22 protein-coding genes, 1 tRNA gene and 1 pseudogene are annotated in these 26725 nt (G+C 63.6%); 11 read left to right on the top strand and 13 right to left on the bottom strand.

The features are described 5' to 3' along the window. Positions 1 to 179 precede the first annotated feature (179 nt). The 5 genes from NKJ09_RS28155 to NKJ09_RS28135 all read right to left on the bottom strand — a co-directional run bounded on the left by NKJ09_RS28155 (position 180) and on the right by NKJ09_RS28135 (position 6632). Positions 180 to 2213, bottom strand: a complete 2034-nt coding sequence (locus NKJ09_RS28155; protein WP_352496004.1) for an aldo/keto reductase — start codon at positions 2211 to 2213, stop codon at positions 180 to 182. A 56-nt stretch (positions 2214 to 2269) separates the two neighbouring features. Continuing rightward, positions 2270 to 3367 (bottom strand): ABC transporter ATP-binding protein, encoded by a 1098-nt coding sequence (locus NKJ09_RS28150; RefSeq protein WP_352764167.1) that lies wholly within the window; start codon positions 3365 to 3367, stop codon positions 2270 to 2272. Positions 3368 to 3375: 8 nt separating this feature from the next. Then, entirely contained in the window at positions 3376 to 4242 is an 867-nt protein-coding gene (locus NKJ09_RS28145; protein WP_352481103.1) for a carbohydrate ABC transporter permease, read from the bottom strand. Then, entirely contained in the window at positions 4239 to 5099 is an 861-nt protein-coding gene (locus NKJ09_RS28140) for a carbohydrate ABC transporter permease (RefSeq protein ID WP_352481102.1), read from the bottom strand. Before NKJ09_RS28140 ends, NKJ09_RS28145 begins: the two co-directional genes overlap by 4 nt. Positions 5100 to 5360: 261 nt before the next feature. Beyond that, positions 5361 to 6632 carry an extracellular solute-binding protein gene (locus NKJ09_RS28135; RefSeq protein WP_352496003.1) on the bottom strand — a complete coding sequence of 424 codons (1272 nt, stop codon included), beginning with the start codon at positions 6630 to 6632 and terminating at the stop codon, positions 5361 to 5363. A gap of 106 nt (positions 6633 to 6738) precedes the next feature. On the opposite strand from NKJ09_RS28135, the gene NKJ09_RS28130 reads away from it, so the two are divergent. Next, complete coding sequence (locus NKJ09_RS28130) at positions 6739 to 7611, top strand: helix-turn-helix domain-containing protein (RefSeq protein WP_352481100.1); 873 nt, start codon at positions 6739 to 6741, stop codon at positions 7609 to 7611. A 14-nt stretch (positions 7612 to 7625) separates the two neighbouring features. Here the strand turns inward: NKJ09_RS28130 and NKJ09_RS28125 are convergent, their stop codons facing one another. The 3 genes from NKJ09_RS28125 to NKJ09_RS28115 all read right to left on the bottom strand — a co-directional run bounded on the left by NKJ09_RS28125 (position 7626) and on the right by NKJ09_RS28115 (position 9872). After that, positions 7626 to 8864: a M24 family metallopeptidase gene (locus NKJ09_RS28125; protein WP_352496002.1), complete on the bottom strand. Its 1239-nt coding sequence runs from the start codon at positions 8862 to 8864 to the stop codon at positions 7626 to 7628. 316 nt (positions 8865 to 9180) lie between these two features. Next, positions 9181 to 9519, bottom strand: coding sequence for a hypothetical protein (locus tag NKJ09_RS28120; RefSeq protein ID WP_023720576.1), 339 nt, complete (start codon positions 9517 to 9519; stop codon positions 9181 to 9183). Positions 9520 to 9797: 278 nt separating this feature from the next. Beyond that, positions 9798 to 9872 (bottom strand) — tRNA-Gly (locus NKJ09_RS28115). A gap of 231 nt (positions 9873 to 10103) precedes the next feature. On the opposite strand from NKJ09_RS28115, the gene NKJ09_RS28110 reads away from it, so the two are divergent. The 4 genes from NKJ09_RS28110 to NKJ09_RS28095 all read left to right on the top strand — a co-directional run bounded on the left by NKJ09_RS28110 (position 10104) and on the right by NKJ09_RS28095 (position 12957). Further along, on the top strand, positions 10104 to 10601 hold the full coding sequence (locus NKJ09_RS28110; protein WP_352764164.1) for a prolyl-tRNA synthetase associated domain-containing protein: 498 nt from the start codon (positions 10104 to 10106) through the stop codon (positions 10599 to 10601). Positions 10602 to 10687: 86 nt separating this feature from the next. After that, the gene (trxA, locus tag NKJ09_RS28105; RefSeq protein WP_352481097.1) at positions 10688 to 11680 is read left to right on the top strand and encodes a thioredoxin; all 993 of its coding nucleotides are present in this window, start codon (positions 10688 to 10690) and stop codon (positions 11678 to 11680) included. Positions 11681 to 11843: 163 nt separating this feature from the next. Next, positions 11844 to 12515, top strand: coding sequence for an LON peptidase substrate-binding domain-containing protein (locus tag NKJ09_RS28100; RefSeq protein WP_023720579.1), 672 nt, complete (start codon positions 11844 to 11846; stop codon positions 12513 to 12515). A 205-nt stretch (positions 12516 to 12720) separates the two neighbouring features. Beyond that, the gene (locus NKJ09_RS28095) at positions 12721 to 12957 is read left to right on the top strand and encodes a Trm112 family protein (RefSeq protein WP_023720580.1); all 237 of its coding nucleotides are present in this window, start codon (positions 12721 to 12723) and stop codon (positions 12955 to 12957) included. A gap of 89 nt (positions 12958 to 13046) precedes the next feature. On the opposite strand, the gene NKJ09_RS28090 is transcribed toward NKJ09_RS28095, so the two are convergent. Genes NKJ09_RS28090 through NKJ09_RS28080 form a run of 3 tightly spaced genes read right to left on the bottom strand, consistent with a single transcriptional unit; the run spans position 13047 to position 18812 of the window. After that, a complete protein-coding gene (locus tag NKJ09_RS28090) occupies positions 13047 to 16349 on the bottom strand; it encodes an error-prone DNA polymerase (RefSeq protein WP_352496001.1) in 3303 nt (1100 codons plus the stop codon). Next, positions 16346 to 17824: a DUF6504 family protein gene (locus NKJ09_RS28085; RefSeq protein ID WP_352481095.1), complete on the bottom strand. Its 1479-nt coding sequence runs from the start codon at positions 17822 to 17824 to the stop codon at positions 16346 to 16348. Before NKJ09_RS28085 ends, NKJ09_RS28090 begins: the two co-directional genes overlap by 4 nt. Then, a complete protein-coding gene (locus NKJ09_RS28080; protein ID WP_352481094.1) occupies positions 17757 to 18812 on the bottom strand; it encodes an ImuA family protein in 1056 nt (351 codons plus the stop codon). The genes NKJ09_RS28085 and NKJ09_RS28080 overlap by 68 nt, the downstream gene beginning before the upstream one ends. Before the next feature lie 183 nt (positions 18813 to 18995). On the opposite strand from NKJ09_RS28080, the gene NKJ09_RS28075 reads away from it, so the two are divergent. Beyond that, a complete protein-coding gene (locus NKJ09_RS28075; RefSeq protein WP_023721935.1) occupies positions 18996 to 19418 on the top strand; it encodes a metallopeptidase family protein in 423 nt (140 codons plus the stop codon). Between the two features lie 87 nt (positions 19419 to 19505). Here NKJ09_RS28075 and NKJ09_RS28070 read toward each other — a convergent pair whose 3' ends face one another. Both NKJ09_RS28070 and NKJ09_RS28065 read right to left on the bottom strand, forming a co-directional pair. Further along, entirely contained in the window at positions 19506 to 19712 is a 207-nt protein-coding gene (locus NKJ09_RS28070) for a DUF1737 domain-containing protein (RefSeq protein WP_023721934.1), read from the bottom strand. Between the two features lie 23 nt (positions 19713 to 19735). Beyond that, complete coding sequence (locus NKJ09_RS28065; RefSeq protein WP_352496000.1) at positions 19736 to 20617, bottom strand: HpcH/HpaI aldolase/citrate lyase family protein; 882 nt, start codon at positions 20615 to 20617, stop codon at positions 19736 to 19738. 278 nt (positions 20618 to 20895) lie between these two features. On the opposite strand from NKJ09_RS28065, the gene NKJ09_RS28060 reads away from it, so the two are divergent. The 5 genes and pseudogenes from NKJ09_RS28060 to NKJ09_RS28040 all read left to right on the top strand — a co-directional run bounded on the left by NKJ09_RS28060 (position 20896) and on the right by NKJ09_RS28040 (position 26524). Next, entirely contained in the window at positions 20896 to 22455 is a 1560-nt protein-coding gene (locus tag NKJ09_RS28060) for a DUF4153 domain-containing protein (protein WP_352481092.1), read from the top strand. After that, positions 22455 to 23147 carry a response regulator transcription factor gene (locus tag NKJ09_RS28055; protein ID WP_352481091.1) on the top strand — a complete coding sequence of 231 codons (693 nt, stop codon included), beginning with the start codon at positions 22455 to 22457 and terminating at the stop codon, positions 23145 to 23147. The genes NKJ09_RS28060 and NKJ09_RS28055 overlap by 1 nt, the downstream gene beginning before the upstream one ends. Next, positions 23135 to 24720, top strand: a pseudogene (locus tag NKJ09_RS28050) (ATP-binding protein). Before NKJ09_RS28055 ends, NKJ09_RS28050 begins: the two are co-directional and overlap by 13 nt. Positions 24721 to 24751: 31 nt before the next feature. Further along, positions 24752 to 25918, top strand: a complete 1167-nt coding sequence (locus NKJ09_RS28045) for an NAD(P)/FAD-dependent oxidoreductase (RefSeq protein WP_023721929.1) — start codon at positions 24752 to 24754, stop codon at positions 25916 to 25918. 210 nt (positions 25919 to 26128) lie between these two features. After that, positions 26129 to 26524: a hypothetical protein gene (locus tag NKJ09_RS28040; RefSeq protein ID WP_352495999.1), complete on the top strand. Its 396-nt coding sequence runs from the start codon at positions 26129 to 26131 to the stop codon at positions 26522 to 26524. Positions 26525 to 26725: the final 201 nt, after the last annotated feature.

The raw sequence follows: 26725 nt of genomic DNA, 5'->3' as shown, positions 1-26725 counted from the left end.
CGGTTTTATCCAGACGTCAGGCCCTCCGTCGTAGGCCACCTTGAATAAAGTCCAGAGTTGGACGGTAACGCCAGCAAACTCCAAGTGCACTGAGTCGTTCTCGAGAAGCACTCTGATCAGCTCGTTTCCAACCCACGAGTCACGCATAGCGCATCTTCTAGCAACCTTTCTCCCTGCTGTCAGGCCCGCGCGCGGGCCTGATCCGAACCGCTATCCAGCCATGCAAGATCGTCCGGCGAAAGTGAGATGTCGAGCGCCTGGAGGCTGTCTTCCAATTCGTCGAGCGAGCGGGGCCCGATCAGCGGGACGGACGGGAAGGGCTGCGCCAGGACGTAGGCGAGCGCGACGTGGATCGGGCTTTTGCCCAGCCGCTTGGCGAGCTCGATGGCACGGTCGCGACGGCCGAAATTCTTGTCCGAGTACCAGACCCGGACCAACTCCTCATTGTCGCGCCGGTCGCGGCCGGCGCGGTCGGTGAAGAAGCCGCGGCCCTGGCTCGACCAGGCGAAATTCGGCATCTGCCGGGCGGTGAGCCAGGCCTTCCACGCGTCGCTGGAGGAGGTGACACAGCCTGCCCAGATCGGCTCCAGCATCTCGGCCAAGGAGAAATTGTTGGAAAGCGCGCCGGGCTTCTGCTTGCCGGTGCGCTCGGCATAGGCAATCGCCTCGTCCATGCGTTCCATCGTCCAGTTCGAGCCGCCGAACGGACCGCGGATGCGGCCGGCCTTGACCTCGCGGTCCATCGCATCGACGAATTCGTCGACCGGCACGTCCGGATTGTCGCGGTGCATGAAATAAACGTCGATATGGTCGGTCTGCAGCCGCTCGAGTGACTGGGTGAGCTGCTTGCCGATGACGTCGGGATAGCAGAGCGGCGAGTGCGCGCCCTTGCCGATGACCACGGATTGCTCGCGCACGCCGCGGTTTTTCAGCCAGTGGCCAAGCAGGGTCTCGGTATAGCCGGAACCGTAGACGAAGGCCGTGTCGAACAGATTGCCGCCGGCCTCGAAATAGGCGTCGAGCAGGATGGCGCCCGACGAAAAGGTGCGGAAATCCTCGAAGCCGAGCGCCAGGCACGAGGCCCGCCGCGGCAGGCCCGGAATGCTGCGCTTGGGGATGGCGGTCCCGCCGGAGCGCAGCTTCCGTCCGGAGATCGTGTTGACGCGCTTTGCCGGTTTCTCGATGTCGTATTCGAGCCCGATCGCGGCACGCCATTTGTCGAGCACGCGCAGATTGCCGAGACTGTCGGCCCAGCCCATGCCGGGCCAGGCGAACTCCTGCTTCCCGCCGAGAATGGCCTCGCCGGCGGCGTCGACCTCGAACGCGTAAAGCCAGCCGTCCTCCTTGACCTCGACCACCTCGGTGTAACCCGGACGGATGATGCGGATTTCGCCGGTGCCGCCTTGCTGGCCGCCGGCATACCAGAAATCCGCGACCTCGATGCGGCCTTTGCTGCCGAGAATGCGCAAGACATTGTCCTGAGCGAGCGAGATGCTGCAGGAGACTTCCGCGACGATGCCGCCCGGAAAATGCAACAGCGCCGACGCCCATTCGTCGACACCGGATTGGCCGAGATGCGCAGTACCCACCACTTTGTCCGGCTCGGCGAAGGGCTTTCCCGCCGCGGCGCCGGCAATCAGCCGCGCCATCGACACGGGATAGCCGCCGACATCGAGGATGCCGCCGCCGGCAAGATCCTTGGCGTAAAGCCGGTGCTCCGGCATGAAGCCCGGCATGGCGAAGCCGAAGCTGGATTTGATCATCTTGATCTCGCCGATCGCGCCGGCACTGATCAGCTCGACCAGCTTGGCCGTCTGCGGATGCAGCCGGTACATGAAGGCTTCGCCGAGAAAGGTGCCGGCCTTGCGCGCCGCATGGATCATCGCGTCGGCCTCGAAGGCGGTCAGGCCAAGCGGCTTTTCGCAAAGCACATGCTTTCCGGCCTCGGCTGCCTTGATCGCCCATTCGGCATGGCTCGGATGCGGCGTCGAAATATAGATCGCGTCGACATCCGGATCGCCAAGCAAAGCCTCGTAGCCGTCGAGGATGCGGGCGCCGGGGAAAGCCTCGGTGAGCCCGGCCTTGCCGGGATTGCGCGCCCCTAAGGCGACCAAGGTGCCGGTGCGCGAATGGGCGACGCCGCCGGCAAAGGCCTTGGCGATGTTGCCGGGCCCGAGAATGCCCCAGCGAATTTTTTCTGGTTTGGAAGTCATGTCAAATCTCCGTGGGGTGGCCGCGAGCAATCGCGATCGGACAAAAGAAAGATGGGTTAGCGAATGCGTGCGCCGGTGGCGTGGAAGAGAAGCGAGCGGTCGGCCTTGATCGACACCACCAGGTCGTCGCCGTTGGCGCGATGCCGCGAGGCCTCGCGCTCGATGATCAGTTCTTCGCGCCCGCCCCCGGTCCCGGAATTGGCATAGACATAGCTCACCGATCCCAAGTGCTCGGCGACGTCGGCCTTGAGGGTAAGGTCGCAATCGCCTTGGCCGGCGTCGAAGAAATGCTCCGGCCGCACGCCGAGCACGACATCGCCGCCTATCGCAGGCAAGGCATCGGAAAGCGGCTTGCGCAGTCGCACGCCGCGATGGTTGACCAGCTCCACGATCGCCGCGCTGTTGTCGGTTCCGACCACTTTCGCCGCCAGAAAATTCATCTTCGGCGAGCCGACGAAGCCGGCAACGAAGCGGTTGGCGGGGTCGTCGTAGAGATCGAGCGGCGCGCCGATCTGCTCGATATTACCGGCGTTGAGCACGACGATCCTGTCGGCCAGCGTCATCGCCTCGGTCTGGTCGTGCGTCACATAGACCATGGTAACGCCAAGCTCCTTGTGAAGGCGCGATATCTCGACGCGCATCTGCACCCGGAGCTCGGCATCGAGATTGCTGAGCGGTTCGTCGAACAGGAACACTTGCGGCTCGCGCACGATGGCGCGGCCGATGGCGACGCGCTGGCGCTGGCCGCCCGACAATTGCCGCGGCCGCCGCTTCATCAGCTCGGCGATGCGCAGGATTTCGGAAGCCCGCTTCACCCGCCGCTCGGTATCTGCCTTGGGGTTGCCGGTCATTCTCAGGCCGAAGCTCAGATTCTGCTCAACCGTCATGTGCGGATAGAGCGCGTAGGACTGGAACACCATGGCGATGCCGCGATCGGCCGCCTCGACGTCGTTCACCACCTTGCCGCCAATGGCGATCTCGCCGTCGCTGATGTCCTCGAGCCCGGCGATCATCCGGAGCAGCGTGGACTTGCCGCAGCCGGAAGGGCCGACGAAGACGACGAATTCGCCGTCATCGATATCGATATTGGCGCCGTGGACGATCTCGAAGACGCCGAAGCGCTTGATGACGTTTTTGAGTGTGACTGCCGCCATGCTGATCCTTACTTGATAGCGCCGGCGGCGATGCCGGCGACGAAATGGCGCTGCAGAAGCACGAACACGACGAGCATTGGCGCCGTCAGCATCACCGCGCCCGCCATGATGCCGCCCCAGGACACCTTGGTGAGACCGATCAGCGTGCCGAGCGCCACGGGCGCGGTCATTGCGCCCGGCTTGGAATTGATCAGCAGCGGCCAGAGATAGTTGTTCCAGGAGGCAAGGAACAGGATGATGGCGAGCGCTGCCAGCATCGGCCGCGCCAGAGGCAGTGCGACGAACAGGAATATCCGCCATTCCTTGACGCCCTCGACCTTGGCGGCGTCGAACAGTTCGTGCGGCATCATCGAAAAGCTCTGCCGCATGAAGAGCACGCCCAGCGAATTGAACAGCGGCGGCACGATCAGCGCCACCCAGGTGTTGGCGAGCTTGAAGTCGCGCGCCACCATGATGAATTGCGGGATCAGCACGACCGCATAGGGCAGCGTGATGGTGCCGAAGATGATGGCGACGACCATGCCCTTGCCGAAGAAGTTGTAACGCGCCAGCGCCCAGCCGGCCATCGAGGTCAGCATCACCGACAGGAAGGTGTAGGTCACCGCCACCGAGACGGAGATGCCGATGGCACCGATGAAATTGGTGCCGCGCTGCAGATTGCTGACATTGTCGAGGAAATTGCCGTGCGGCAAAAGCTCGATGTCGGGGCTGAAGATGCCGTTGTCGGGCATCGTGGAAAAGACCACCATCATCCACAGCGGAAACAGCCAGACCAGCGCCAGCGGCGTCAGGAACAGATGCAGCGCGATGCTGCGGCCCAATCTGGCCTGGGAACGGCCGACCCGGGAATGGCTGATTGGGGAGCGCGAGGTCATTTCGGTTCCCTCGTCAGCCATATCTGCACCAGCGAAATGGCAATCGCCAGTCCGGCCATGGTGTAGGCGATGGCCGAAGCGTAGCCGAAATTGAGCGACCGGAAGCCCTGGCGATAAAGCAGCAGCCCGAGCGTTTCGGTGCCGCCGCCCGGCCCGCCGCGCTCGGTGATTAGGAAGGGCTCGGTGAACAGCTGCATGGTGCCGATGATCGACAGCACGGCGCAGAACACGATGATCGGCTTGAGCAGCGGCAGCGTGATGTAGAAGAACTGTTTGACCTTGCTGACCCGGTCCAGGGTCGCCGCCTCGTAAACATCCTCGGGGATGGACTGCAGGCCGGCGAGCAGGATGATGGCGTTGTAGCCGGCCCAGCGCCACGTCACCGCCATCATGATGACCGCCATCGCCGGGGTGACGTTGGTAAACCAGTCGACGTTGGGCAGGCCGATGCTGTTCAGCAATTTGTTGATGATGCCGTAGTCCAGATTGAACATCAGCCGGAAAACCGCCGAATAGGCGACCTCGCCGACCACGACCGGCGCGAAGAAGGCAAAGCGGAACAGGCCACGCGCCTTGAGCAGCGGCGAGTTCAAAAGCACCGCCATCACAATCGCTAGCGAAATCATCACCGGCACCTGGATGACAAGGATCAGCAATGTGTTCTTCAAGGCATTGAAGAAGGCCGGATCGCCGATCAGCCGGCCCCAGTTGAAGGTCGGCGCGAACCGCCACGGCACGGTGCGCGTCGCCTGGAACGAGATCAGGAAGGAATCGATGATCGGCCACAGCCAGAAGATCGAGAAGATCAGCAGATAGGGCGCAAGGAAGCGATACGCCGTGGCGTTCTGGTAGCGCATCGTTCTCCTCCTTTCTGCTTTCGCCTGCTGGGGCGCGCGGTGTTGATGTTTCAGGTGATGCGGCGCCGCAAACGGCGGCTTGTTCGAAGGCCGGTGCCGCCCCTCATCCGCCTGCCGGCACCTTCTCCCCGTAAGTGACGGGGAGAAGGGGCTGGGCCGCAACGCTGGTGACCCCCTCTCCCCGTTCTTCACGGGGAGAGGGTAAGGGTGAGGGGCAGCGCAAGCGCCCGGTAACTGACTCTGGGATCATTCCGTGTCAGATCACGACTTGACCGGCAGGCCGGTCGCCGCGGCGATCTGGCTTGCGGCATCGTCGAGCGCTGCCTTGGCGTCGGGATAGCCCCCGGCCAGATATTTGGTCTGCACCGCGCGGATGATGATTTCGGCGTCGCTCTGGAACGGCGTACCGCGGCTGGGGACGACCTTGGGCAGGGTGCCGAGGATGTCCTTCCACACGGCTTGGCCACCCCAATAGGGCAGGCCCTCGGAGACATAAGGGTCGTTGAGCGCCGAAATCAGCGACGGCACCAGGCCGAAGCCTTTCAGCATGGTGATCTGGCCCTCATTCGTCCCTAGCGTGTATTTCAGATAGGCGTAGGCGGCTTCCTTGTTCTTCGACACCGAGGTGATGGCGAGCGAGGAGCCGCCGAGATTGGCGGCGCGCGGACCGTCGGCGGTCAGGCTCGGCATCAAATAGACGCCCCATTTGCCTGTCCCATCGGGCGATTCGGTGCGCACAGTGCCTTCATACCAGCCGCCATACATCTGCGTGGCGACCTTGCCGGCGGTGTTGTTGGTGATCTTGGTGCTCCAGTCGGCAGAGGAAATGATGCCGGCGTCCTTCATCTCCTTGATCTTGGTCATGGCATCGACGCATTTGGGCTGGTTGACCGTGATCGATTGACCATCGGCGGAGAAGTAGGCGCAGCCCTGCTCGTTGGAGATCATGCGGAAGAATTCGGAATCGCCGTTGAAATCGGCGTTGGTCATCGTGACGCCGGGATTGGCGGCCTGGATCTTCTTGGCGGCAGCGATGAAATCGTCCCAGGTCTTGATCGAGGACGGATCGACGCCGGCCTTCTCGTAGAAGTCGCGTCGGTAGAACATCGCCACCGGCCCCGAATCCCACGGCATCGCATAGGCCTTGTCGTCCACCTCGAGCTCGGTGCGCTTGAAGTCGGGGAATTTTGCCTGGTCTTCCGCGGTGTAGCCGAGCGTGTGCAGGTCGACGAAGCAATCCGGGAACTGGCTCCAGTAGTTTTCCGCTTCGCCGTTCTCGATCGTCACGATGTCCGGCAGGCCCTCGCCACCGGCGGCACAGCCGGCGATCGACTTGTCGTAGGTCGGCTGGTTGCCGAGGTCCTCGACCGTGACCTTGATGTCGGGAAACTGCTTGTTGAAGCCCGCTATGGTGGCCTTCAGCGACGAAGCGGCGATATTCCAGCTCCAGATCGTGATTTCACCGGACTGCGCAAAGGCCGGGCTGGAGCCCAAGGCAAGCGCGAGCGCGGCGCAGGTCAATTTTATGCGCATTGAAATCCTCCCATTTCAGTTGCTCTCTGTTTGCGAGCGTGGCTAGACTAGGCCTCGGGAAAGCCTTGTCCGCGACAAAGGGAATAAGAAATGAGCGGAAAGTAAGATGCCGGAAAGGCCGTTTTACCAGCCTGGCGCCAGCAGCGTAGAGGGCCTGCCGCTGCTGCTGCAGATGTTCCACACCCAGCCCCTGGTGATGCTCAAGCCGCATTGGCATGCCCAGGTCGAGGTGAATTTCATCGTGCGCGGGGCCGTGCATTACCGCATGGACGGGCACGAGCTTTCGCTCTCTGCTGGCGACATGTGTCTGTTCTGGGGTGGCCTGCCGCACCAGATGGACGAAGCCTCCGACGATGCCATCTATGCCGGCGCGCATCTGCCGCTGGTGCATTTCTTCCGGCTGCATTTGCCGATCGAGGTCCGCAACAGGCTGATGACCGGCGCGACGCTGGTGACTGACGCCACCGACCGGTCGGACGACCACAATTTCGAGCGCTGGAACCGCTATGCCCGCTCCGGCGACCCGGTGAAGGCCGAGCATGCGGTCAACGAGCTTTTGCTGCGGCTGGAGCGGGTGCGCTTCGAGCCTTACCGGCTCGTGCCCGAAACTCCGGTCGAACAGGAGATAGGCAGTCCCTTCGATCAGCAATCGCTGCGCAATGTCGGGCGCATGTGCGACTTCATCGCCGAGAATTTCCTCTACGAGATCGATTGCGTCGACATTGCCGCGGCGGCCGACATCCATCCCAAATACGCCATGAGCATCTTCAAGAAATCGACCGGCATGACGCTCAACGAATATGTGAATTTGCTGCGCCTCAGCTACGCGCAGGCGCTGCTGATGCATCAGGATGCCAATGTACTGCGCGTCGCCATGGAATCGGGTTTCGGCTCGCTCAGCGCCTTCAACAAGTCGTTCCGCAAGCTTTCCGGCATGTCGCCGTCGGATTTCCGCAGGGGCGTGGCCGGCGCCAGATAAGGGGCCGGCTGGATTCAGCCTACAGTCTCCAGGCGCCTCGGCAAGCGGTTCATCGGCAGCGGCCCGTTCGCGGTGATCAGGAACTGGTCTTCGAGATTGAAGCTGGCGAGACCGTCGATGTAGAGCGGGATCTCGAATGCCAGCACCATGCCGGCTTCGATCACGACATCGCTGTCGGCCGAGATGAACGGCCATTGCTCGGAAAACACGGAATGGCCGACGCTGTGGCCGAAATGGCCGCGGCGATAGGAACGCAGGCCCTGGCGCGCCAGGCTTTCGCTGGCGGCGCGATGAACGGCGGCGAACGGCTTTCCGGGCATGAGCGCGGCAAGCCCATCGGCGAAGGCGCGTTCGGCTATCGCATGCAATTCGGCCTGTTCGGGCGACGGCGGCCCGAAGGTGAAATTCCGCGACATGTCCGAAGCATAGCCGTTCACGCTGCAGACCATGTCGGCCTTCAGCGGATCGCCGGCGGCGGCGACCGCATCAGCGCTTTTTGGGCGAGCGCCCAGCGTGACGTATTCGGCCGTCGCGATTTGTTGCGATAACCCGGCGGCTGCATCGGCGATGCCTTGCCGGTAGAGCGCGACCAGATCCGACTGACGCATGCCGACCGCTGCATGCTGCTGCAGCCGCGACAGGCCGGCTTCCGACAGGACGATGCCCTGCTGCAGAAGGTCGATCTCGCTTTGCGATTTGATTGCCCGCAGCCTGTCGAGGATCGGCGAGCCGTTGACCAGGGCCGTGCCGGGCAACATCGCCTGCATCGCGGACAAATCGCTGGCCGAGACAAAATCCAGCTCGATGCCGAGCGTTGCACGCTCCAGCCCGAATTCGGCGAGCATCGTCTTCAGCTCGCGGACAGAGCGGGCAAGCTCAAAGGTCGCTGGACGTGCAAAACCGGGGGCGCGGCCAACCAGGCCGGCCTCGATGCGCTGCGCAACGGGCCGGCCGGCCGTCGCCGGCTCAAGCGACGCGGATTCGATCCAGATCGGATGCGTGCGCACCACGGCATCCGCCACCGCTGCCCGGAGCTGGGCAGCCTGGAAATCGGCAACCACTACGCCGATCGGCAGGTCGTCTCGTCTCGGGATGACCACGAAACCGGCGCCGGCCCGGCGGAACAGGCCGGCCGGGCCGATCCAGGCGCCGGTGGCATATTGGAATGCCTCAGGCTCGCAAAGCACCAATGCCTCGATATTGGCACGCTGCATCAGGTCTGTTGCGCGTTCTCGGTCGACAAAGCCGGTCACGGGATCTCCTCGCATGCAATCGAATCCGACGCCGATGCGGCGGCGTTTGGCCTCAGCGTAGCTTCAGTGCCGCTGTGGAGCAGCTTTTTTCTGGAAGCGCTGTTGACCTGCCGACCCTAAAAGCGCGTTGCGTTCGACCGGCCTCATGCGACGCGCTTCAGGTTCTTGTTTCATGCATGTCGGTGTCGCAAAACCGCTGCACAGTTTTGCGCGACATGCATCAAAGGCCTTGAGAGTTCGAACGCCAGGCGGGGAAACGAAAAAAAGCCGCGGCGAACCACGGCTTTCAACGCGACAAGTTGTCAGTTTCGAATGCTTACTCGGTTTCGTCAGAGGTGTCGTCGGCAGTGTTTGCCGCGTCTTTCGCGGCCTTCCTATCCAGCGCTGCCTGCAAGGCCAGGGTGGCCTGCGGTGAGGCCGGTGTCGTGGCAACGACCGCCATTGCATGAGCAACTCCGGTCGTCGACTTGTCCTTGGCCGCGGCCGAGGTGGCGGCTCCGTGTCCCTGCGAGCCGGCCCCAGCCGAGTTTCCGCCGTTGCCGTGGCTGCCGCCATTGCCGTTCCCGCCGCCATTGCCGCCGGGGGCAGCGAGGACCGGAGACGCGACAAGGGTGAGAGCGGCCGCCGCTGCGAATAGATAGGTGCGCGTTTTCATAATTCCTCCTTCGAGTGGCCCTCCCGCCAGGATGGGTTCCAGTGAGAAACGTGAGGACTTTCCAAAGTGGAGCCCGCTGTCCAACAAGTTCCGTTCAAATAGAGCATTCTGCAAGACGGACCTTGGTCCGAGGACGACACGCAAAAGTCCTGAATTCTATCTGCAGCGTACTTGGCGCGACCGCAGCGCCTGCTGGCAAGTGCGTCCTGTGCCGCCCAAATGCGAAAAAGCCGCGGCGGACCGCGGCTTTTCGATGCTTGATTTCCCTGGAGAGAAACTGGAGCGGGTGAAGCGATTCGAACGCTCGACCCCAACCTTGGCAAGGTTGTGCTCTACCCCTGAGCTACACCCGCTCGCGCGGCTTTCGGGCCGCAAGCCGCGCCTATATGGCTGAAGAGCGCGGCGATTGCAACAGGGAATTCGCAGGCTTTTTGCTTCGCCGGCAATGCGGACAAGCCGTCCCGCGACACGTCGCAAGGCAATCACCCCTGCATTGCGCGACGGGCTTGTCTTGGCCGCATCATTGGCCGTAAACGGCGTAGGCCGAACAAGCCGTTGAAAGCGGGCCATCAGAAGAAAGACCGATGCCGAAGACCGAAGCCGACCTTTTCGCCTTTCTTGCCGGACTCGGGATCGAGGTATCGACACAGCGGCATCCGCCGCTGTTCACTGTCGCCGATTCGCAGGTGCTGCGCGGCGAGATTGCCGGCGGCCACACCAAGAACCTGTTCCTCAAGGACAAGAAAGATAATTTCTTCCTGGTCAGCGTCGGCGAGGAGGCGGTGGTCGATCTAAAGCAGATACATCATCTGATCGGCGCCGCGGGCCGCGTGTCTTTCGGCCGGCCGGAGATGCTGATGGAGCTTCTCGGCGTCGTCCCGGGCGCGGTCACCGTTTTCGGGCTGATCAACGACACGGAGCGAAGGGTCAAGGTCGTTCTCGACGAGGAGCCGATGAGCCATGCTGTGGTCAACGCCCACCCGCTGACCAATGAGGCGACGACTTCCATCGCCGCCACGGACCTGGTCAAATTCGTCGAGGCAACCGGACATGATGCTGTTATCTTGAAAGTCTCGGCATGATCGCCACATGGGTGACTGAAACCGGGTTCTGAAGAAGGATGTTGCGCCTGTCCCTTGGCCGGCGGCGCGACCGAAAGGGCGACGAGATGAGCGATAGCAACCCCTTTGGCCGCCCATTTGGCAGCAATGGCGGTCAGTATGCCACCACCGTGCAGTATGGCGGCACCGATGCCGCGCGTGAGAAGGTCGCACTTGCGGAGGTGCCGGCCGACGTCATCAAGGACACCACGACCGCTGGATTTGCCGCCGACGTCATCCAGGAATCGCGCCGCCAGCCGGTGCTGGTCGATTTCTGGGCGCCATGGTGCGGCCCCTGCAAGCAATTGACCCCGCTGCTGGAAAAGGCGGTGAAAGCCGCCGGCGGCAAGGTCAAGCTGGTCAAGATGAACATCGACGACCATCCATCGATCGCCGGCCAGCTCGGCATCCAGTCGATACCGGCGGTCATTGCCTTCAAGGACGGCCAGCCGGTCGACGGCTTCATGGGCGCCATTCCCGAGAGCCAGATCACGCAATTCATCCAGAAGGTCGGCGGCAAGGATGGTGGCGCACCGCAAGTGGCCGAGGCGCTGGCCGCGGCCGCCGAGGCGCGCGAGGCCGGTGACGTGCAGACCGCGGCCGACATCTACGACGCTATCCTGGAACAGGCGCCGGAGACGATCGAGGCGATCGCCGGCTTGGGCGATCTGCTGTTCGAGGCCGGCGATACCGAAGGTGCCGATGCGATGCTGGCGCGGGCGCCGGAGGCAAAGAAGGATGCGCCGCAGCTCGCCGCGCTGCGCGCCAAGATGGCGCTCGCCGCGCAAGCAGCAGTGCTCGGCAATCCGGCGGAACTGGAACGGCGGCTGGCCGAAAATCCCGGGGATCACCAGGCGCGGTTCGAGCTTGCGATGATCCAGAACGCCAAGGGTGATCGCATGGCGGCGGCCGACAATCTGCTGGCGATCATCAAGGCCGACCGCTCGTGGAACGACGATGGCGCCAGAACCCAGTTGCTGCAGCTCTTCGAGGCATGGGGCATGACCGACGAGGCAACGCTGTCGGCACGGCGCAAACTGTCGTCGCTGCTGTTTTCCTGAGCCGGCGCAGACTGTTTTGTCCGGCGGGCTTGCGGTCGGCGGCGGCTGCGCCAGATTAGGTTTTCGGACGGCATTCGATTTCGGGTTTCCGGTGTCGCGCCTTGTGCCGGCCGGGAGGAGACGGGTTTGGTGCGCTTCCTGACGAAGCGATCGGAGGATTGAGGTGCAGGCGGGAAACGCGCATTACCGACTCGCTGCGGACTTACCGTCGACCATGCCGATCTTTCCGCTTGAGGGCGCATTGCTGCTGCCGGGAGGCCGCATGCCGCTCAACATCTTCGAGCCGCGCTATCTGCAGATGGTCGATGAGGCGATCGCCGGGGCGCGGCTGATCGGCATGATCCAGCCCAGCCTCGACGGTGCGCTGCGTCCCGACGGCGAGCCGGAACTCTGCAATGTCGGCTGTGCCGGGCGCATCATCGCGCTGTCCGAGAGCGGCGACGGTCGTTATCTGATTTCGCTGCAGGGCGTGTGCCGGTTCCGCATTGTCCAGGAACTCACCGTCAGGACGCCGTTTCGCCAGTGCCGGTTGGCACCCTTTCTCACCGATCTCGACGACGACCAGGCGGAAGCCGAGATCGACCGGCCGGCGCTGCTCAAAGCGTTTCGCGCCTATCTGCAGGCCAACGATCTGGAGGCCGACTGGGAAAGCGTCAGCCGCGCCGAAAACGCCATGCTGGTCAACGCGCTGTCGATGATGGCGCCCTACGGGCCGGCCGAGAAACAGGCGCTGCTCGAAGCGGCCGATCTAAAGACACGCGCCGAAACGCTGATCGCCATCACCGAAATGGCGCTGGCGCGCGACAATGAGGATTTCGGTTCGAGTTTGCAGTAGGCTCTTGCCTTCTCCCCTTGTGGGAGAAGGTGGATCGGCGCGTAGCGCCGAGACGGTTGAGGGGTGCTGGACGGAGTGCCGTCGGTGCCAAGCTGGAACACCCCTCATCCGACCGAGATTCGCTCGGCCACCTTCTCCTACAAGGGGAGAAGGGAAGTCCGCGCGCGAAACCCCGAAGCGGTTGCCTTGTGGAAGGACGGATCGAATGGCGGATGGACGTGACGGGAACAGGACTGTCGATCCCAAGCTGCTGGAACTGCTGGCCTGCCCGCTGACCAAGGGGCCGCTTGCCTGGGATCCGGAGCGCGGCGAGCTTGTCTCGCGGGTGGCAAAGCTTGCCTATCCGGTGCGGGACGGCATTCCTATCATGCTGCCATCGGAGGCGCGGGTCATCGCCATAGACGATGCCATGCCACCGCCGCGCCTGGGTGGCTCGGAATAAGGGCCGCTCCGCAGCGATCCTTCGCGCCCCCCTTGTCCTGCCGTCATCAAATTCCGCACCGCAGCAACGCTCTGACGAAGACAGGGGGCCTATTGAAAATTGCGTCCCTTGGGCATGACCTTCTCCGCCTTTCCCAATAATTCCGTTTGCGCGATGCTGCCCGGCCGAGCCTCGTCTGTACGGCTCGAAGGCTCAGGTCCTGCCTCTTCCAGCAGCACCGACAGCCACGGCGTCAGATCCTCGACCTTCTCGGCGACGATATGGATGACGTCCGATTCCGATTGCAGCTTGCCGGTCACGCGGATGAGACGTGCGCCCATGACGATGGGGCGGAAGCGGTCGAAAGTCCTTTCCCAGAAAATGATGTTGGCGACCGCATTCTCGTCTTCCAGCGTCAGGAAAATCGCCTTGCCATTGCCCGGCCGCTGCCGCACCAGCACGAGGCCGGCGACCGAAACGCGCCGGCCGTCCCGCACCTGGCCGAGCCGCGCATTGGGCGTGACGCCGGACCGATCCAGCCTTTGACGCAGGAAGGCGACCGGGTGCGCCTTCAGCGACAGGCCGAGCGAGCGGTAGTCGTGGACGACGTGCTCGCCGAGCGGCATTGTCGGGAGCCGGGTTTCAGGCTCGAGATCGCGCAAGCGGATCGCCGGCTGATCGAACAGCGGCAGCTTTTCGGCGGCACTCTTGCCGTCGAGCGCGCGGACCGCCCATAGAGCGTTGCGGCGGTTCAATCCAAGCGAGCGGAAGGCGTCGGCCTGCGCCAGCTTTTCGATCTCGTCGACGTTGAGGCCCGAGCGCAGCCAGACATCGCGCACGGATGTGTAGCCGTCGCCGCGCCTCACCACAAATGCTTCCATGCGCTCCTTCGACAGGCCTTTGACCTGGCGAAAGCCAAGCCGGACGGCATGGCTGGTCCGGATGACACCGCGCATTTGAACATGGCGGTCGAGAATGCGGGCCGGATCGAAAGGCGATTGCTCCAAGGCGCAATCCCAGCCGGAAAAGTTGACGTCGACCTCTCGGATCTCGACGCCATGATCATGCGCGTCGCGGACAAGCTGAGCCGGCTGGTAAAAACCCATCGGCTGGGAATTCAGAATCGCGGCGCAGAACACGTCGGGATAGAAGGTCTTGAACCAGCAGGAGGCATAGACCAGCAGGGCGAAGGAGGCGGCATGGCTTTCGGGAAAGCCGTATTCGCCAAAGCCCTCGATCTGCTTGAAGCAACGCTCGGCGAAGTCTTTTTCGTAGCCCTTGGCAACCATGCCGTCGACCATCCTCTTGCGGTAATTGCCGATCGTGCCGGTGCGCTTGAAGGTGGCCATGGCGCGGCGCAATTCATCGGCCTCGCCCGGCCTGAAGCCGCCGGCAACGATGGCAATCTTCATTGCCTGTTCCTGGAACAGCGGCACGCCCAGCGTCCTGCCGAGTATTTTTTCCAGTTCCGGCTTCGGGTATTCGGGCTTTTCCTTGCCTTGCCGGCGGCGCAGATAAGGGTGGACCATGTCACCCTGGATCGGGCCGGGCCGCACGATTGCCACCTCGATGACGAGATCGTAGAAGTTTTTCGGCCGCAGCCGCGGCAGCATCGACATCTGCGCGCGCGATTCGATCTGGAAGACGCCGATCGTGTCGGCGCGGCAGATCATGTCGTAGACATGTTTGTCCTCGGCCGGGAGAGTGGCCAACACATAGGGTTGGCCATATGCGTCCCGCGCCTCGGGATAATGATCCTGGAGCAGGGTGAAGGCGCGCTGCAGGCAGGTCAGCATGCCGAGCGCCAGCACGTCCACTTTAAGGATTTTCACCGCGTCGAGGTCGTCCTTGTCCCACTCGACCATCTTGCGCTCGTCCATCGCCGTCTTGACGATGGGTACGATCTCGTCGAGCCGGTCCCTTGTGATGACGAAACCGCCGACATGCTGCGACAAATGGCGGGGAAAGCCCATGATCTCGTTGGCGCATTCGATCACATGCCTTGTCGAGGGATCGGTCTGATCGAGGCCGCCGGCTTTTGTCTCCTTTTCGCCGAGCTCCGAGGTCGACCAGCCCCAGATCGAACTGGACAGCGCGCTCCGGACGTCGTCCGACAGGCCCATCGCCTTGGCCACTTCGCGCACCGCAGAGCGGCCGCGGTAGCTGACGACAGCGGCGGCCAGCGCGGTGCGCTTGGTGCTGTATTTGGAATAGATGTACTGGATGACCTCCTCGCGCTTTTCATGCTCGAAATCGACATCGATGTCGGGCGGCTCGTTTCTTTCTTCGGAAATGAAGCGCTCGAAAAGCGTGTCGATCTTGTCCGGGCCAACTTCGGTGATGCCGATGCAGAAGCAGACGATCGAGTTGGCGGCGGAGCCGCGCCCCTGGCAGAGAATGTTCTGGCTGCGGGCGAATTTGACGATGTCGTAGACAGTCAGGAAATAGCGCGCGTAGTTCAGGCGCTCGATCAGAGCGAGCTCCTCCTCGATGCGCTGCGTCACAAAAGCGGGCACGCCCGAGGGGTAGCGGATGGCGGCCCCCTCCTTGGCCAGCCTTTCCAGCTCGGCCTGTGGCCCGAGGCCCGATTCCGTCGGCTCGTCGGGGTAGTTGTATTGCAGGTCACTGAGCGAGAAGCTCAGCTCGCCGGCAAAACGCAGCGTTTCCGCCAGCGCTTGCGGATGCCTGCGGAAAAGCCGTGCCATCTCCAGCGGTAGCTTTAAATGACGCTCGGCATTGGCCGCCAGTTCCAGCCCCACCTCGGCGACGGGCACATTGAGGCGGATCGCCGTCAGCACGTCCTGCAGCGGGCGCCGTTCCGACGTATGGTAGAGCACATCGTTGGTCGCCATCAGCGGGATGCCGGCCAGTTCGGCCATCGCGGCCGCCTGCTCGATACGGAAGCGGTCGCTGCCGCGGTAATCCGGCGAAACCGCAAACCGCAGGCTTTCGCCGAAGCGATCCGTGAGCCGGCTAAGCACAGCAAGGCTATCGGCCGCGCCCGTCGACACATCCGGCAGGATGGCCAGCGACAAGAGATCGCCCCATTCGAGAAGATCGCTTTGTTTGAGAAGCGTTGCTCCCTTTTCGTTTTCGTCGCGCAAATTGGCCTGCGTCAGCATGCGGCAGAGATGGCCCCAGCCCTTGCGGTTCTGCGGGTAAGCGAGAATGTCCGGCGTGCCGTCGCAAAATACCAGGCGGCAGCCGGGATGATAGGAAACACCCTCCACCTTGGCCTGCTGCCAGGCGCGCACGACGCCCGCCACCGTATTGCGGTCGGCGAGCCCGATCGCTGAAAACCCCATGAATTTCGCCGCGACCACCAGCTCCTCCGGTTTCGAGGCGCCGCGCAGGAACGAGAAGTTCGACTGGATGCCGAATTCGGCATAGGGAACGGCTGTCAGCGCATTCATGCGAAGACTCCATGCATGAACCAGCGCGGAGCGGGCTGCGAGGCGCCGTAGAGGCCTTGGCGGTAAAGCCAGTAACGGCGGCCGTCGGCATCCTCGATGCGGAAATAGTCCCGGGTCGGCGCATCTTCCCGTCCCGCCGCCTCTCGCCACCATTCAGGCGCAATGCGCTCCGGCCCTTCGGCGCGCGCGACCCGGTAGAGCGCGCGCCGCCAGCGGAAGTTCAAAGGTGGGCCTTCCGGCATTTCGGTGGCCGGCACCTCGATCGGCTCGGGCGAACGGAAAAGCCGGATCGGCCGTTCCGGCTGGAAGACGGTCGTGGGAGCATCCTTCACCTTGTCCGGCTGCTTCGGCGGCGAGCTTCTCTGCGGCGCTTCGGCGAAGGGAATGGCGGCGACGGCGCGCTCCGGCAGATGGCTCTCGACGGCGACCGGCTTCAAGACCGCGCCTTCGCCGAGCCGGGCGCGGATGCGGTCGGCAAAAAGCGCGATGTCGGCGCCCCCGTCGTTCGTCTCGCCGGCAAGGTCTGCCTGCTGCATGTCGAAGGCGGCGGCGGTCAGCACCGAGAGGCGCACGAGATCGAAACCATAGCCGGCGTCGATATCCTGTTCGAGCGCGGCAAGCCTTTCGTGAAACAATTTCTGGATCAGCAGCGGCTCGCGCAAAGGTCGCGAGGTGCCGACGGCGATGCGGCTGACGCCGCCATCGACGCGAAAGAGCAGCAGCGCCAGCCGCCTTGCGCCCTCGCCGCGACGCTCGAGGTCCTTCTTCAATGTGGCCGCCAGCATGCCTGTCAGCTGCTCGATGTCCTCGGTCAGCATGATCGGCTCGGCGAGGTGGCGTTCGACCGAAAGCGGCGCGACCGGCAGGCGCGGCGACACGGCTTCGTCGAGGCGGCCGAGCGCCTGGTCGAGGCGCAATAGCAGCGATGCGCCGAAGCGGCGGGCCAGCGGCGCGCGCGGTGCCGCCATGACGGCGCCCGCCGTGCGCAGGCCGACGCTTTCGAGGCTGGCGCGGACCTCTGGATCGATGCGCAGTGCCGCCAACGGCAAGGGCGCGAGAAGCGCTTCCTCCTCACCATCGGGAACGATGCGGTCGCCGGCAAACCGCGCCGCCGCCCAGGCCGAGCCCGGCGTGGCGGCAAGCCCGGCGCGGACATCGAAGCCCTGATGGAAAAAACGCGACAGGATGTCGTCCAGCATCGAGCGTTCGCCGCCGAAAAGATGGGTGCAGCCGGTGACGTCGAGATAGAGGCCATCGGCCCCGTCGAGCGCCACCAGCGGGGTATAGCGGTCGCACCAGTCGGCGAGGCCTTCGAGCAGGCGCCGGTCGGCTTCCGGATCGGCCTCCACGATGTCGATCGAGGGATGCATGGCGCGTGCATCGGCTATGCCCATGCCGCGTTTCAGGTTAAGCGCTTCGGCCCGCTCGTCGAGGGCGGCGATGCGCTGGGCGTTCCGGTCGCGGTGACTGATCACCAGCGGCAGGTGATCCGACGGCCGGGAACGCCAGGACCGCCCCAGGCGCTGCCGCAGGATCCTCTCGGCGGCGAGATGTGGAAACCACAGGGACAGGATTCTTTGCCCATTCCTCGCCCCGTCTTTCTTCGAATATGCGTTCATCGGGGTTCCACTCCAGTGTGAATTTTCCGGGCAAGGCAGTGCGGCTCTTGCCGATGGTGATGGTGAAGGCGGGCCGGCCGATCGAGCCGGCGAGCGGCCCGGCGATCGTCTCGCGCGCTGCCGCCGGTGCCGCTGACAGGATGAGGCGGACGGGCGCTGCCGTCGGCTCGGGCTCGCCGGCCTGGCGCAGCAGGAAAAGCGGCCGGCCGGCACTCTGCGCCCGGGCGTGCAGCCGCCGCGTCGCGGTGAGATCCAGCCGCTGCGGGTTGCCACGGATTTCGAGGATGACTGCGGCCAGCGCCGTCATCCTGGCGGCCTCCTCGGCGACCCACAGCGCATCGAGCAGCCTTGGCGCCTCGGAAAACAGCAATTGCTCCGGCTCGATGCCGAAGAAGGCGTGAAGCCCCCCGGCATAGGGAAAGCCGGCCTCGCGGAAAACCTCGGATGTGCCGATCCACAGCACCGGCAGTCGCGGCCCCTGGCTGAGGATCAGGCTGATGAGCGACAGGACAAAACCGGCGACTGCTCCGGCATCGCGGGTCGCGGCGCCATGAAACTCGCTCAGCGCCGCCTTCGGCAGGCCGCCGCTCAGCGCAGCATCGAGGCGCTCGGCACCGGTGCGCAAAAACGCATCGGGCGGCGCCACGGCGAGGCCGCGACGGACAATCGTCAGATTCCGAGCGGGTGTCGGATTCCGAGAGGATGCCAGACTCTGGCGAGGCACATCCGCGTCAAACGACGAACCGGCCGGCGCTTCCAGGCGCTCGGACAAGGTCCCTTCGATCTTCGCGATCTGGCGGCGCAGGGCAAAAACAGTCTCCCGCGCCACGGCGCTTGTCGCCATGACGGTCAGCTTCCACTCACAATTGTTCCTGTTATGTTCCTATAGATTCCAGAGGGCGGCCAAAGAGTCAAGCGGAGTCATGGGGAATTTATTCCTGCCTTGATGGCATGGTCCGGGCGCTCCAGCCCGACCATTTGCCGAGTCCGGCCCGAAAGCCTATATGCCGGGATCAAAGGACAAAGCATGGCTCGCATCTACCAAACACGCATCTGGCACGACCAGCTTTCGCCAACGATGGAGGAAATCGAGCTCCTGGCGCTGGAGGCCTATGCCCATCTGCCGGAGGAGTTTCGCAAGCTGACCGGCGAGATCGTCATTCAGATCGCCGAATTCCCGACCGACGAGATCATGGACGACCTTTCGCTGGAAACGCCCTTCGACCTGCTCGGCCTGTTCGAGGGGCGCGGTATCGCCGAGCGCTGGAATCCGCAGACCGGCGAAGGCCCGAACCGGATCACGCTCTACCGCCGCGCCATCCTCGACTACTGGGCCGAGAACGAGGAGACGCTGGGCGACATCGTCACCCATGTGCTGATCCATGAGATCGGTCACCATTTCGGCCTGTCGGACGATGATATGGAGAAGATCGAAGAGGCAGCGGAGTGACGTCGTTTTGACTGGAGAGCGCAGCGTTCCTTCGCGCCAGCGTCCAGAAGTGTCCCGCATTCGCGGGCACCCGAAGCGATGTCAGCGCTACCAGTCGCTGAGCTTGGTGTCGGGGCCGTATTCCTGGCCTTCGATGTCCTTCACCACCGCCTGGCCGCAGCGCATGGTCTTGGCATTCTTGTCATAGGCATAGGTCGGCGAGCCGAACAGGTGCCAGCCCTTGTTGAGCGCCGCCGTCACCTTGTGGCAGAAGCTGGCGTCGTCCGGGCCGGACAAAAAGCGGTAGAGTTTCATTTTCAATCCGTCGTGAGTTGCAATCATGCGCGAACAGCGGCGGCCTTCGCCAGCAGTTTTTCGGCCTGCGCCAGATGCAGCCGCTCGACCATCTTTCCGTTCAGCGCAATCACCGCCTTGCCGGTATTTTCGGCAAGCGCGAAGGCATCCTTGATCGCGCCCGCCTCGGCTATCGCTTCAGGCGACGGCGCAAAGGCCCGGTTTGCGGCCTCGATCTGGGCCGGATGGATCAGCGATTTGCCGTCGAAGCCCATGGCGGCCGCTTCCGTGCACTCGCGCGCAAACCCGTCCATATCGCTAAACTCATTGAAGACGCCGTCGAGCAGGTCGAGGCTGCCGGCGCGCGCGGCGAGCACCATCTGCATCAGCCACGGCACGAGATAGCGCCGGTCGGGCGTGGTGAGAATTCCGGTGTCCTTGACCAGATCATTCGTTCCGGCAACGAAACAAACCAGTCGAGAGGCTGGGTCGCGGCCAAGCTCGGCGATCGGGCCGATGTTGAGCAGCGCCTTGGGTGTCTCCATCATCGCCCATAGCTTGACCTCGTCCGGCGCAAAATTGTCGTCGAGAACGTCACCGGCCTCGAGAATGTCGCGCGGCGTGTCGACCTTGGGCAGCAGGATGGCGTCGGGAGCGCATTTTGCCGCAGCCAGCAGATCGTCGGCGCCCCATTCGCCCGACAGCGCATTGATGCGCACAACCATCTCGCAGCGCCGGTTGGAACGGCCGGCGAAAATCCGCGCCAGTTTTTCGCGCGCGGAAAGCTTGTCGGTCGGGGCGACGGCGTCCTCGAGATCGATGACGACGGCATCGCAGGCCAGCGACCGGATCTTGGCCAATGCCTTGTCGTTCGAAGCCGGGACGTAAAGCACCGAGCGGCGCGGGCGGGAGGGTTCGGCAGTCATGTCCGATCTATGCCGCCTGCAGACGGCCGAGGCAAGCCGTGCATAAAAACTGCACGCAATTTCGGAAAATCTCCTCGTCTCCGCCCCGCTTGCCACCCGACAGAATGCGACAAGGGCGGCATGCAAGAGCAAACAAATTGCCGTTGGTCCCTGCCGTACCGGCTTCGCCGCGACAGCTGGTGGCTTGTCGATCCGCCCCCGGCAAACCTCCTCCCTTTCGTCCGCAAATCCCCGCCCAGATATTCCGGCCGCATCAAAGCGGCCGAGAAAGCCCGATCATGACAGCGTTCCTCACGCCGGCGCCGAGCTATTGCAGCCGCTTCGGCGTTGCCGTCCTGCTCGTCGCGCTGGCCGATTTTTTCTTCTATAGCCAACCGGCCGGCATCACGCTTTTCCTGTTCGGCGTTGCGATTGCCACCACGAGCATGGCTGTCCATCCTCTCGGCTCCTTCAATGATGGCAGGCCCTGGTTCAAGCCAGTTGCGCTGCTTGTGGCGCTGCTGCCGGTCGCGGAAAATGTCAGTGCGCTGTCCGTCTCGATCGGGCTGGCGGCGCTGGCCGTCTTCGCGCTTTCGCTGGCCGGGCGGTTGAAGCACGGGGTTGCCCGCATTGCCGGCCAACTCTCGCTATTCCTGCTTGCAACGCCCTTTCGGTTCGTCCTGGATTTCTTTCGCTGGCGCAAGGCGGCCCGGCAGCTTGGCCGGCGGCGCGTGCGCCTTGCGACGATTGCCGTCTGGGTCATGCCGCTAAGCCTCGGCGCGGTGTTTCTCGCGCTGTTCGGCGCCGCCAATCCGGTCGTCGAATACTGGCTGTCGCTGATCGACCTAATGGCACTGCTCGAGCTCATCCAGCTGCCGCGTCTCGCCTTCTGGCTGTTCGTGCTGGTCGGCGTCTGGGCCTTTCTGCGCCCGCGCCTACCGCGCTTTCTCCGCTCCATTCCGCGTGTGCTGTCGCCTGTGCCTGTCGGCCGGGCGACGACAAAACCCGCCAAGGCGATCGAGGACATCATCTTCGGCAAGGCCGCGATTCTTCGTGCGCTGGTCGTCTTCAACATCCTTTTCGCGATGCAGACCGCGCTCGACGCCACCTATCTGTGGGGCGGCATCGCGCTTCCCGACGGGCTGACCTACGCCGCCTATGCGCATCGCGGCGCCTATCCCTTGATCATCACAGCGCTGCTCGCAGCTGGCTTCGTCCTGGCGGCGCTGCGGCCGGGCAGCACGACCTCCAGCGATCCGCTCATCCGCCGGCTGGTCTACGTCTGGGTGGCGCAGAACATCGTGCTGGTCATCTCGTCGATCCTGCGGCTCGACCTCTATATCGGCATCTACGCGCTGACCTACTGGCGCATCGCCGCCTTCGTCTGGATGGGACTGGTGGCGGCGGGCCTTGCCCTGATCATCGCCCGCATCGCGTTCGAAAAATCCAATGAATGGCTGCTTTCCGCCAATCTTCTGACGCTTTCAATGACGCTCTATGCCTGCTGCTTCGTGAACTTCGCGGCGCTGATCGCCAACTACAATGTCGAGCACTTCATTCGAAATGACCGGCCAAGGCACCGAACTCGATTTCTGGTATCTGCGTACGCTCGGTCCCAGCGCCTGGCCGGCGCTCGACCGTTTCCTCGAGCATCAGGGCAGGACGAATGCGGCCAGCGTTTCCTCGTACCGCGAACTCGCCCGTTTGCTTGGGCAGGACGAGGCCCGCTACCGCGCCGGCCTAGAAAACTGGCGCGCCTGGAGCTTTCGCGACTGGCGGCGCCTTCGTGCTCTCGACACACGTATCCCGTTCGTGGCTCCTCCGATGTCCGAACCCTTCATGCCGGGCCGCTGATTTGATGCCGCACCACATACTGGTCGCCGACGACGATCCGCACATTCGCGAAATCATCTGCTTCGCGCTCGAAAAGGCCGGCATGAAGACGCTGGCGGTGCCGGACGGCGCGGCTGCCTTGCAGGCGATCGAACGCCGCGCGCCCGATCTCGTCGTGCTCGACATCGGCATGCCGGAAATGGACGGGCTGGAAGTGTGCCGGCGGCTGCGCCACACATCCGACGTGCCGGTGCTGTTCCTGTCAGCGCGGGATGAAGAGATCGACCGCATCCTCGGGCTGGAAATGGGCGGCGACGACTATGTCACCAAGCCGTTCAGCCCGCGCGAGCTGGTCGCCCGCGTCAACGTCATCCTGCGCCGCGCCCGGCCTGCGCCCGAACATGCCGATGATCGGCAATTCTCGCATGGCAGACTGGCCTTAGTGCCGGCAAGCCATACAGCCAGCTTCGACGGCAAGCCGCTGGTGCTGACGGGCATCGAATTCGCGATCCTGAAAGGGTTTTTGGCGCGTCCCGCGCATGTGCTCGGCCGCGACATGGTGATGGCTAATGCCTATGCTGCCAATATCCACGTCGCCGACCGCACCGTCGACAGCCATGTCCGCAACATCCGCGCCAAGCTGGCGGCGGTCGGCTGCGTCGATGCAATCGAGACCGTGCATGGCGTCGGCTTCCGGCTCGGCAAATGCGGCGCGTGAGCGCCCAAGAACGGATTGGCAGCAAATGGCGGCCACGGCTTGCCACGGTCGTCATTGCCATCCTGATCATGGTGATGGCACTGCCGCTGGCCGGCCTGTTCTTCTTCCGGCTGTACGAGAACCAGCTGATCCGCCAGACCGAGGCCGAGCTGATCGCGCAAGGTGCCGCCCTTGCCGCGATCTATGCGCAAGAGGTCCGTGAGGCCGGCCTTGCCCCGGAAAAGCTCGGCACACCTATGCCTCCACCCAGTACAAGGGATCGGGCTTCTGCCTATCAGCCGATCGAACCGCGCCTCGATCTTGCGTCCGACAGGATACTGCCGACCCGGCCAGCGGCCACGGCGGCCAGCGTCGATCCTGCCGTCGCGGCGATCGGCGCGCGGCTGTCGGGCATTCTTGCCGCGACGCAGAAAACCACGCTGGCCGGCTTCCGGCTGCTCGATCCCAGAGGCGTGGTCATCGCCGGGCGTGAGGAGGCCGGCCTGTCGCTCGCCGCTGTCGAAGAGGTTCGCGCAGCACTTGCCGGCCGCTACGCCAGCGCGCTCAGGCTGCGGGTTCCCGACCAGCCGTCGCCGCCGCTCTATTCGGTCAGCCGCGGCACCAAAGTCCGCGTCTTCGTCGCCATACCAGTTGCGGTCTCCGGCAAGGTCGCCGGCGTGGTCTATCTGTCGCGGACGCCGAACAACATCGTCAAGCATCTCTTTGGCGAGCGCGGCAAGGTGGCGCTGGCGGCAATCGCCATCCTCGGCGGCACGCTGCTGATCGGGCTGGTCTTCCTGCGCACGTCAGCCGGCCGATCTATGCACTGATCGAGCGCACCGAGCGCATCGCCGCCGGCGACCGTGAGGCGATCAGGCCGCTTGATCACCACGGCACGCGCGAAATGGCGGCGCTCTCCGCGGCCTTCCTCGACATGGCCGAAAAGCTGCATGCGCGCTCCGACAGCATCCAGACCTTCGCCACCCACGTCTCGCACGAACTCAAATCGCCGCTGACGGCGATCCAGGGGGCAGCCGAACTGCTGCGCGATTCGGGCGGCGCGATGGACGAGGCCGAGCGGCGGCGTTTTTCAGACAATATCGTCACCGATGCCGGCCGGCTCAATCTGCTGGTGCGCCGCCTGCTTGACCTTGCGCGTGCCGAAAATCTCGAGCCCAGCGGCCAAGGCACATCACTCGCTCCGGCACTGGCGCTGCTGCCGGCCGACCACAGGCTGGCGGTGCGCCTCGAGGCGGGCGCCGATATCGGCCTGCGCATATCGGCCGAAAACGCCGCGATCGTGTTGGCCAATCTCATCGACAATTCGGCGCGACACGGCGCGACGCTGGTCTCGGTCACGGCAGCAAGCGCGGACGGCAAGGCCACCATTGTGGTGGACGATGACGGCGCCGGCATTTCGCCCAGCAACCGAGGCCGCATCTTCGAGCCGTTCTTCACCACGCGCCGCGATTCCGGCGGCACCGGCATGGGCCTCGGCATCGTGCTGGCCCTCCTGAAAGCGCATGATGGCACGATCCGGCTGGTTGACTCGGCGAGCGGCACGCGCTTCGAGATCATCCTGCCGGCGGCGTGACTCGGCGGTTCAGACCGGAAGGGCGAAAAAGGTGCATTACGACATCATCATCATCGGCGGAGCCATCGTCGGCTCCTCGGTCGCCTATTATCTGCGCGAGGAAGGGTTTTCGGGCCCGATCGCGGTTGTCGAGCGCGACCCGCAATTTTCCCATGCGGCGACAACGCTGTCCTGCGCCTCCATCCGCCAGCAGTTCTCGATCCCTGAAAACATCCGGCTGTCGCAGTTCACGCTGAAACTGTTCCGGCGGTTGAAGGAAGAATTCGGGGCGGACGCCGATATCGGCTTTCGCGAAGGCGGCTATCTGATCCTTGCCGGCGAAAACGGGCTGCCTATCCTGCAGGCCAACCACGAGGCGCAGATGGCCGAGGGCGCCGACATCGTGCTCGAGGATGCCGAGGCGCTTGTTCGTCGGTTTCCGTGGCTATCGGCCGAGGGTATCACTGCCGGGGCCTACGGCCGCAGCGGCGAGGGCTGGTTCGACGCGCATGCGATGCTGATGCTGTTCCGCAAGGCGCTGCGGACGAAGGATATCGACTTCATCACGGCGTCGGTGACCGGCATCGAGCGGCAAGGCGGCCGCGTCACCGGTGTGACCCTCGAAAATGGCGAGCGGCTTGAGGCCGGCATCGTCGTCAATGCTGCCGGGCCGAATGCCGGCAAGGTGGCAGCAATGGCCGGGCTGGCGCTGCCGGTGGAGCCGCGCAAGCGCAATGTCTTCGTCTTCGAGGCGCGCGAAAAATATGACGACATGCCGCTGCTGGTCGACCCGAGCGGCATCTATGTCCGGCCGGAAGGTTCGGTCTACATCACCGGCGGCGCCGAGCCGGAAGAGGGCGAAGGCCCCGCCGACCCCACAGATTTCGAACCCGACTGGCCGCTGTTCGAAGAGGTGATCTGGCCGGTGCTGGCGACCCGTATTCCGGCCTTCGAGGCGATCAAGCCGACGCGCGCCTGGGTCGGCCATTACGACTACAACACGCTCGACCAGAACGCGGTGATCGGTTCGCATCCCGAGGTCGGCAATTTCTTCTTCGCCAACGGTTTTTCCGGCCACGGCTTGCAGCAGGCGCCGGCGGTCGGCAAAGCGCTGGCCGAACTGATCGTCCATGGCGGCTATCGCACGGTGGATTGCTCGGCGTTTGGGTATAGCCGAGTCGCTGAGGGGCGGGCGTTTCGTGAATTGAACGTGATTTGAGGGAAGGCCGCCCAGAATAAGCCGCTCTGTCGAGTTCCCGCCCTCCCCTCTGTCCTGCCGGACAGAGGGGAGGCTGCCCCGCCGATATCAAAAGTCCGCACGCTAGTAGTCAAAACCTGACGCTTGGTACCCGAAACGGAATACCGCTGCCGACTCATTTCGGACATCTAGGGCAGATACTTAAAGAGCCATGGAAAGCAGGAATTTGGCTTGACCTCCACTAGTTGGAAGGCACTTTCAGTGTTGATGTTCGCAATTATCCCATTCTCTGGATGCAGCAACGACCCTGAGTCACCGGAGAACAAACGTATATACTCTGTTCTCCAGCATCAGGAGTTTGAATTACGTCAGCAGAATAATCGTGCCAATTATTTTTTTGGCAAGCGAGTAATGGATACTGAAATCAATACTATCGCCTTCCCTCTCGCCGGTGAGGCGAAAGGCTATGTAGTGTTTTATGCCACGCCCGAAGAGGGTGGGTTAATTCTGTCGGTTCCGCAGCAATATGACGATATCAGTCTGACGAAGCAGACGCTTGAAGCCATCGTTGATAAAGGCCTCATCTCAAAGCCGCTTGAAATTCACCTTGCGTCACGCGCGGACTGAGCGCTTTGCCAAAAAGTACATGGTAGCGTCCGCTTTCCACCCTGAGCGGGCTTACGGCCCCGGAACCAAGCGTCAGATTTCGACCACTAGTGGTTAAGTTCTAACGCTTGGTACCCGATCGTGAGCGCGGCCACATCGCGAGCGCTCCTTCTCCTACAGGCAGAAATGTCTGACGCCATCTGGCCGCAAATGTTATCTCTA

The sequence above is a fragment of the Mesorhizobium sp. M0189 genome, from assembly GCF_040322135.1.
Classification (GTDB): Bacteria; Pseudomonadota; Alphaproteobacteria; order Rhizobiales; family Rhizobiaceae; genus Mesorhizobium.
Note: the sequence above shows the minus strand (reverse complement) of the source record. Positions and strands in the feature narration are given on the sequence as shown.

What these genes read in the sequence shown, in the direction of transcription:
- NKJ09_RS28090 (WP_352496001.1), bottom strand. Translation starts at nt 16,349, where the DNA reads ATGAATGCGCTGACAGCCGTTCCCTATGCCGAATTCGGCATCCAGTCG.
- NKJ09_RS28140 (WP_352481102.1), bottom strand. Translation starts at nt 5,099, where the DNA reads ATGCGCTACCAGAACGCCACGGCGTATCGCTTCCTTGCGCCCTATCTG.
- NKJ09_RS28070 (WP_023721934.1), bottom strand. Translation starts at nt 19,712, where the DNA reads ATGAAACTCTACCGCTTTTTGTCCGGCCCGGACGACGCCAGCTTCTGC.
- NKJ09_RS28155 (WP_352496004.1), bottom strand. Translation starts at nt 2,213, where the DNA reads ATGACTTCCAAACCAGAAAAAATTCGCTGGGGCATTCTCGGGCCCGGC.
- NKJ09_RS28055 (WP_352481091.1), top strand. Translation starts at nt 22,455, where the DNA reads ATGCCGCACCACATACTGGTCGCCGACGACGATCCGCACATTCGCGAA.
- NKJ09_RS28145 (WP_352481103.1), bottom strand. Translation starts at nt 4,242, where the DNA reads ATGACCTCGCGCTCCCCAATCAGCCATTCCCGGGTCGGCCGTTCCCAG.
- NKJ09_RS28120 (WP_023720576.1), bottom strand. Translation starts at nt 9,519, where the DNA reads ATGAAAACGCGCACCTATCTATTCGCAGCGGCGGCCGCTCTCACCCTT.
- NKJ09_RS28065 (WP_352496000.1), bottom strand. Translation starts at nt 20,617, where the DNA reads ATGACTGCCGAACCCTCCCGCCCGCGCCGCTCGGTGCTTTACGTCCCG.
- NKJ09_RS28150 (WP_352764167.1), bottom strand. Translation starts at nt 3,367, where the DNA reads ATGGCGGCAGTCACACTCAAAAACGTCATCAAGCGCTTCGGCGTCTTC.
- NKJ09_RS28110 (WP_352764164.1), top strand. Translation starts at nt 10,104, where the DNA reads ATGCCGAAGACCGAAGCCGACCTTTTCGCCTTTCTTGCCGGACTCGGG.
- NKJ09_RS28060 (WP_352481092.1), top strand. Translation starts at nt 20,896, where the DNA reads ATGACAGCGTTCCTCACGCCGGCGCCGAGCTATTGCAGCCGCTTCGGC.
- trxA (WP_352481097.1), top strand. Translation starts at nt 10,688, where the DNA reads ATGAGCGATAGCAACCCCTTTGGCCGCCCATTTGGCAGCAATGGCGGT.
- NKJ09_RS28095 (WP_023720580.1), top strand. Translation starts at nt 12,721, where the DNA reads ATGGCGGATGGACGTGACGGGAACAGGACTGTCGATCCCAAGCTGCTG.
- NKJ09_RS28080 (WP_352481094.1), bottom strand. Translation starts at nt 18,812, where the DNA reads ATGGCGACAAGCGCCGTGGCGCGGGAGACTGTTTTTGCCCTGCGCCGC.
- NKJ09_RS28135 (WP_352496003.1), bottom strand. Translation starts at nt 6,632, where the DNA reads ATGCGCATAAAATTGACCTGCGCCGCGCTCGCGCTTGCCTTGGGCTCC.
- NKJ09_RS28130 (WP_352481100.1), top strand. Translation starts at nt 6,739, where the DNA reads ATGCCGGAAAGGCCGTTTTACCAGCCTGGCGCCAGCAGCGTAGAGGGC.
- NKJ09_RS28075 (WP_023721935.1), top strand. Translation starts at nt 18,996, where the DNA reads ATGGCTCGCATCTACCAAACACGCATCTGGCACGACCAGCTTTCGCCA.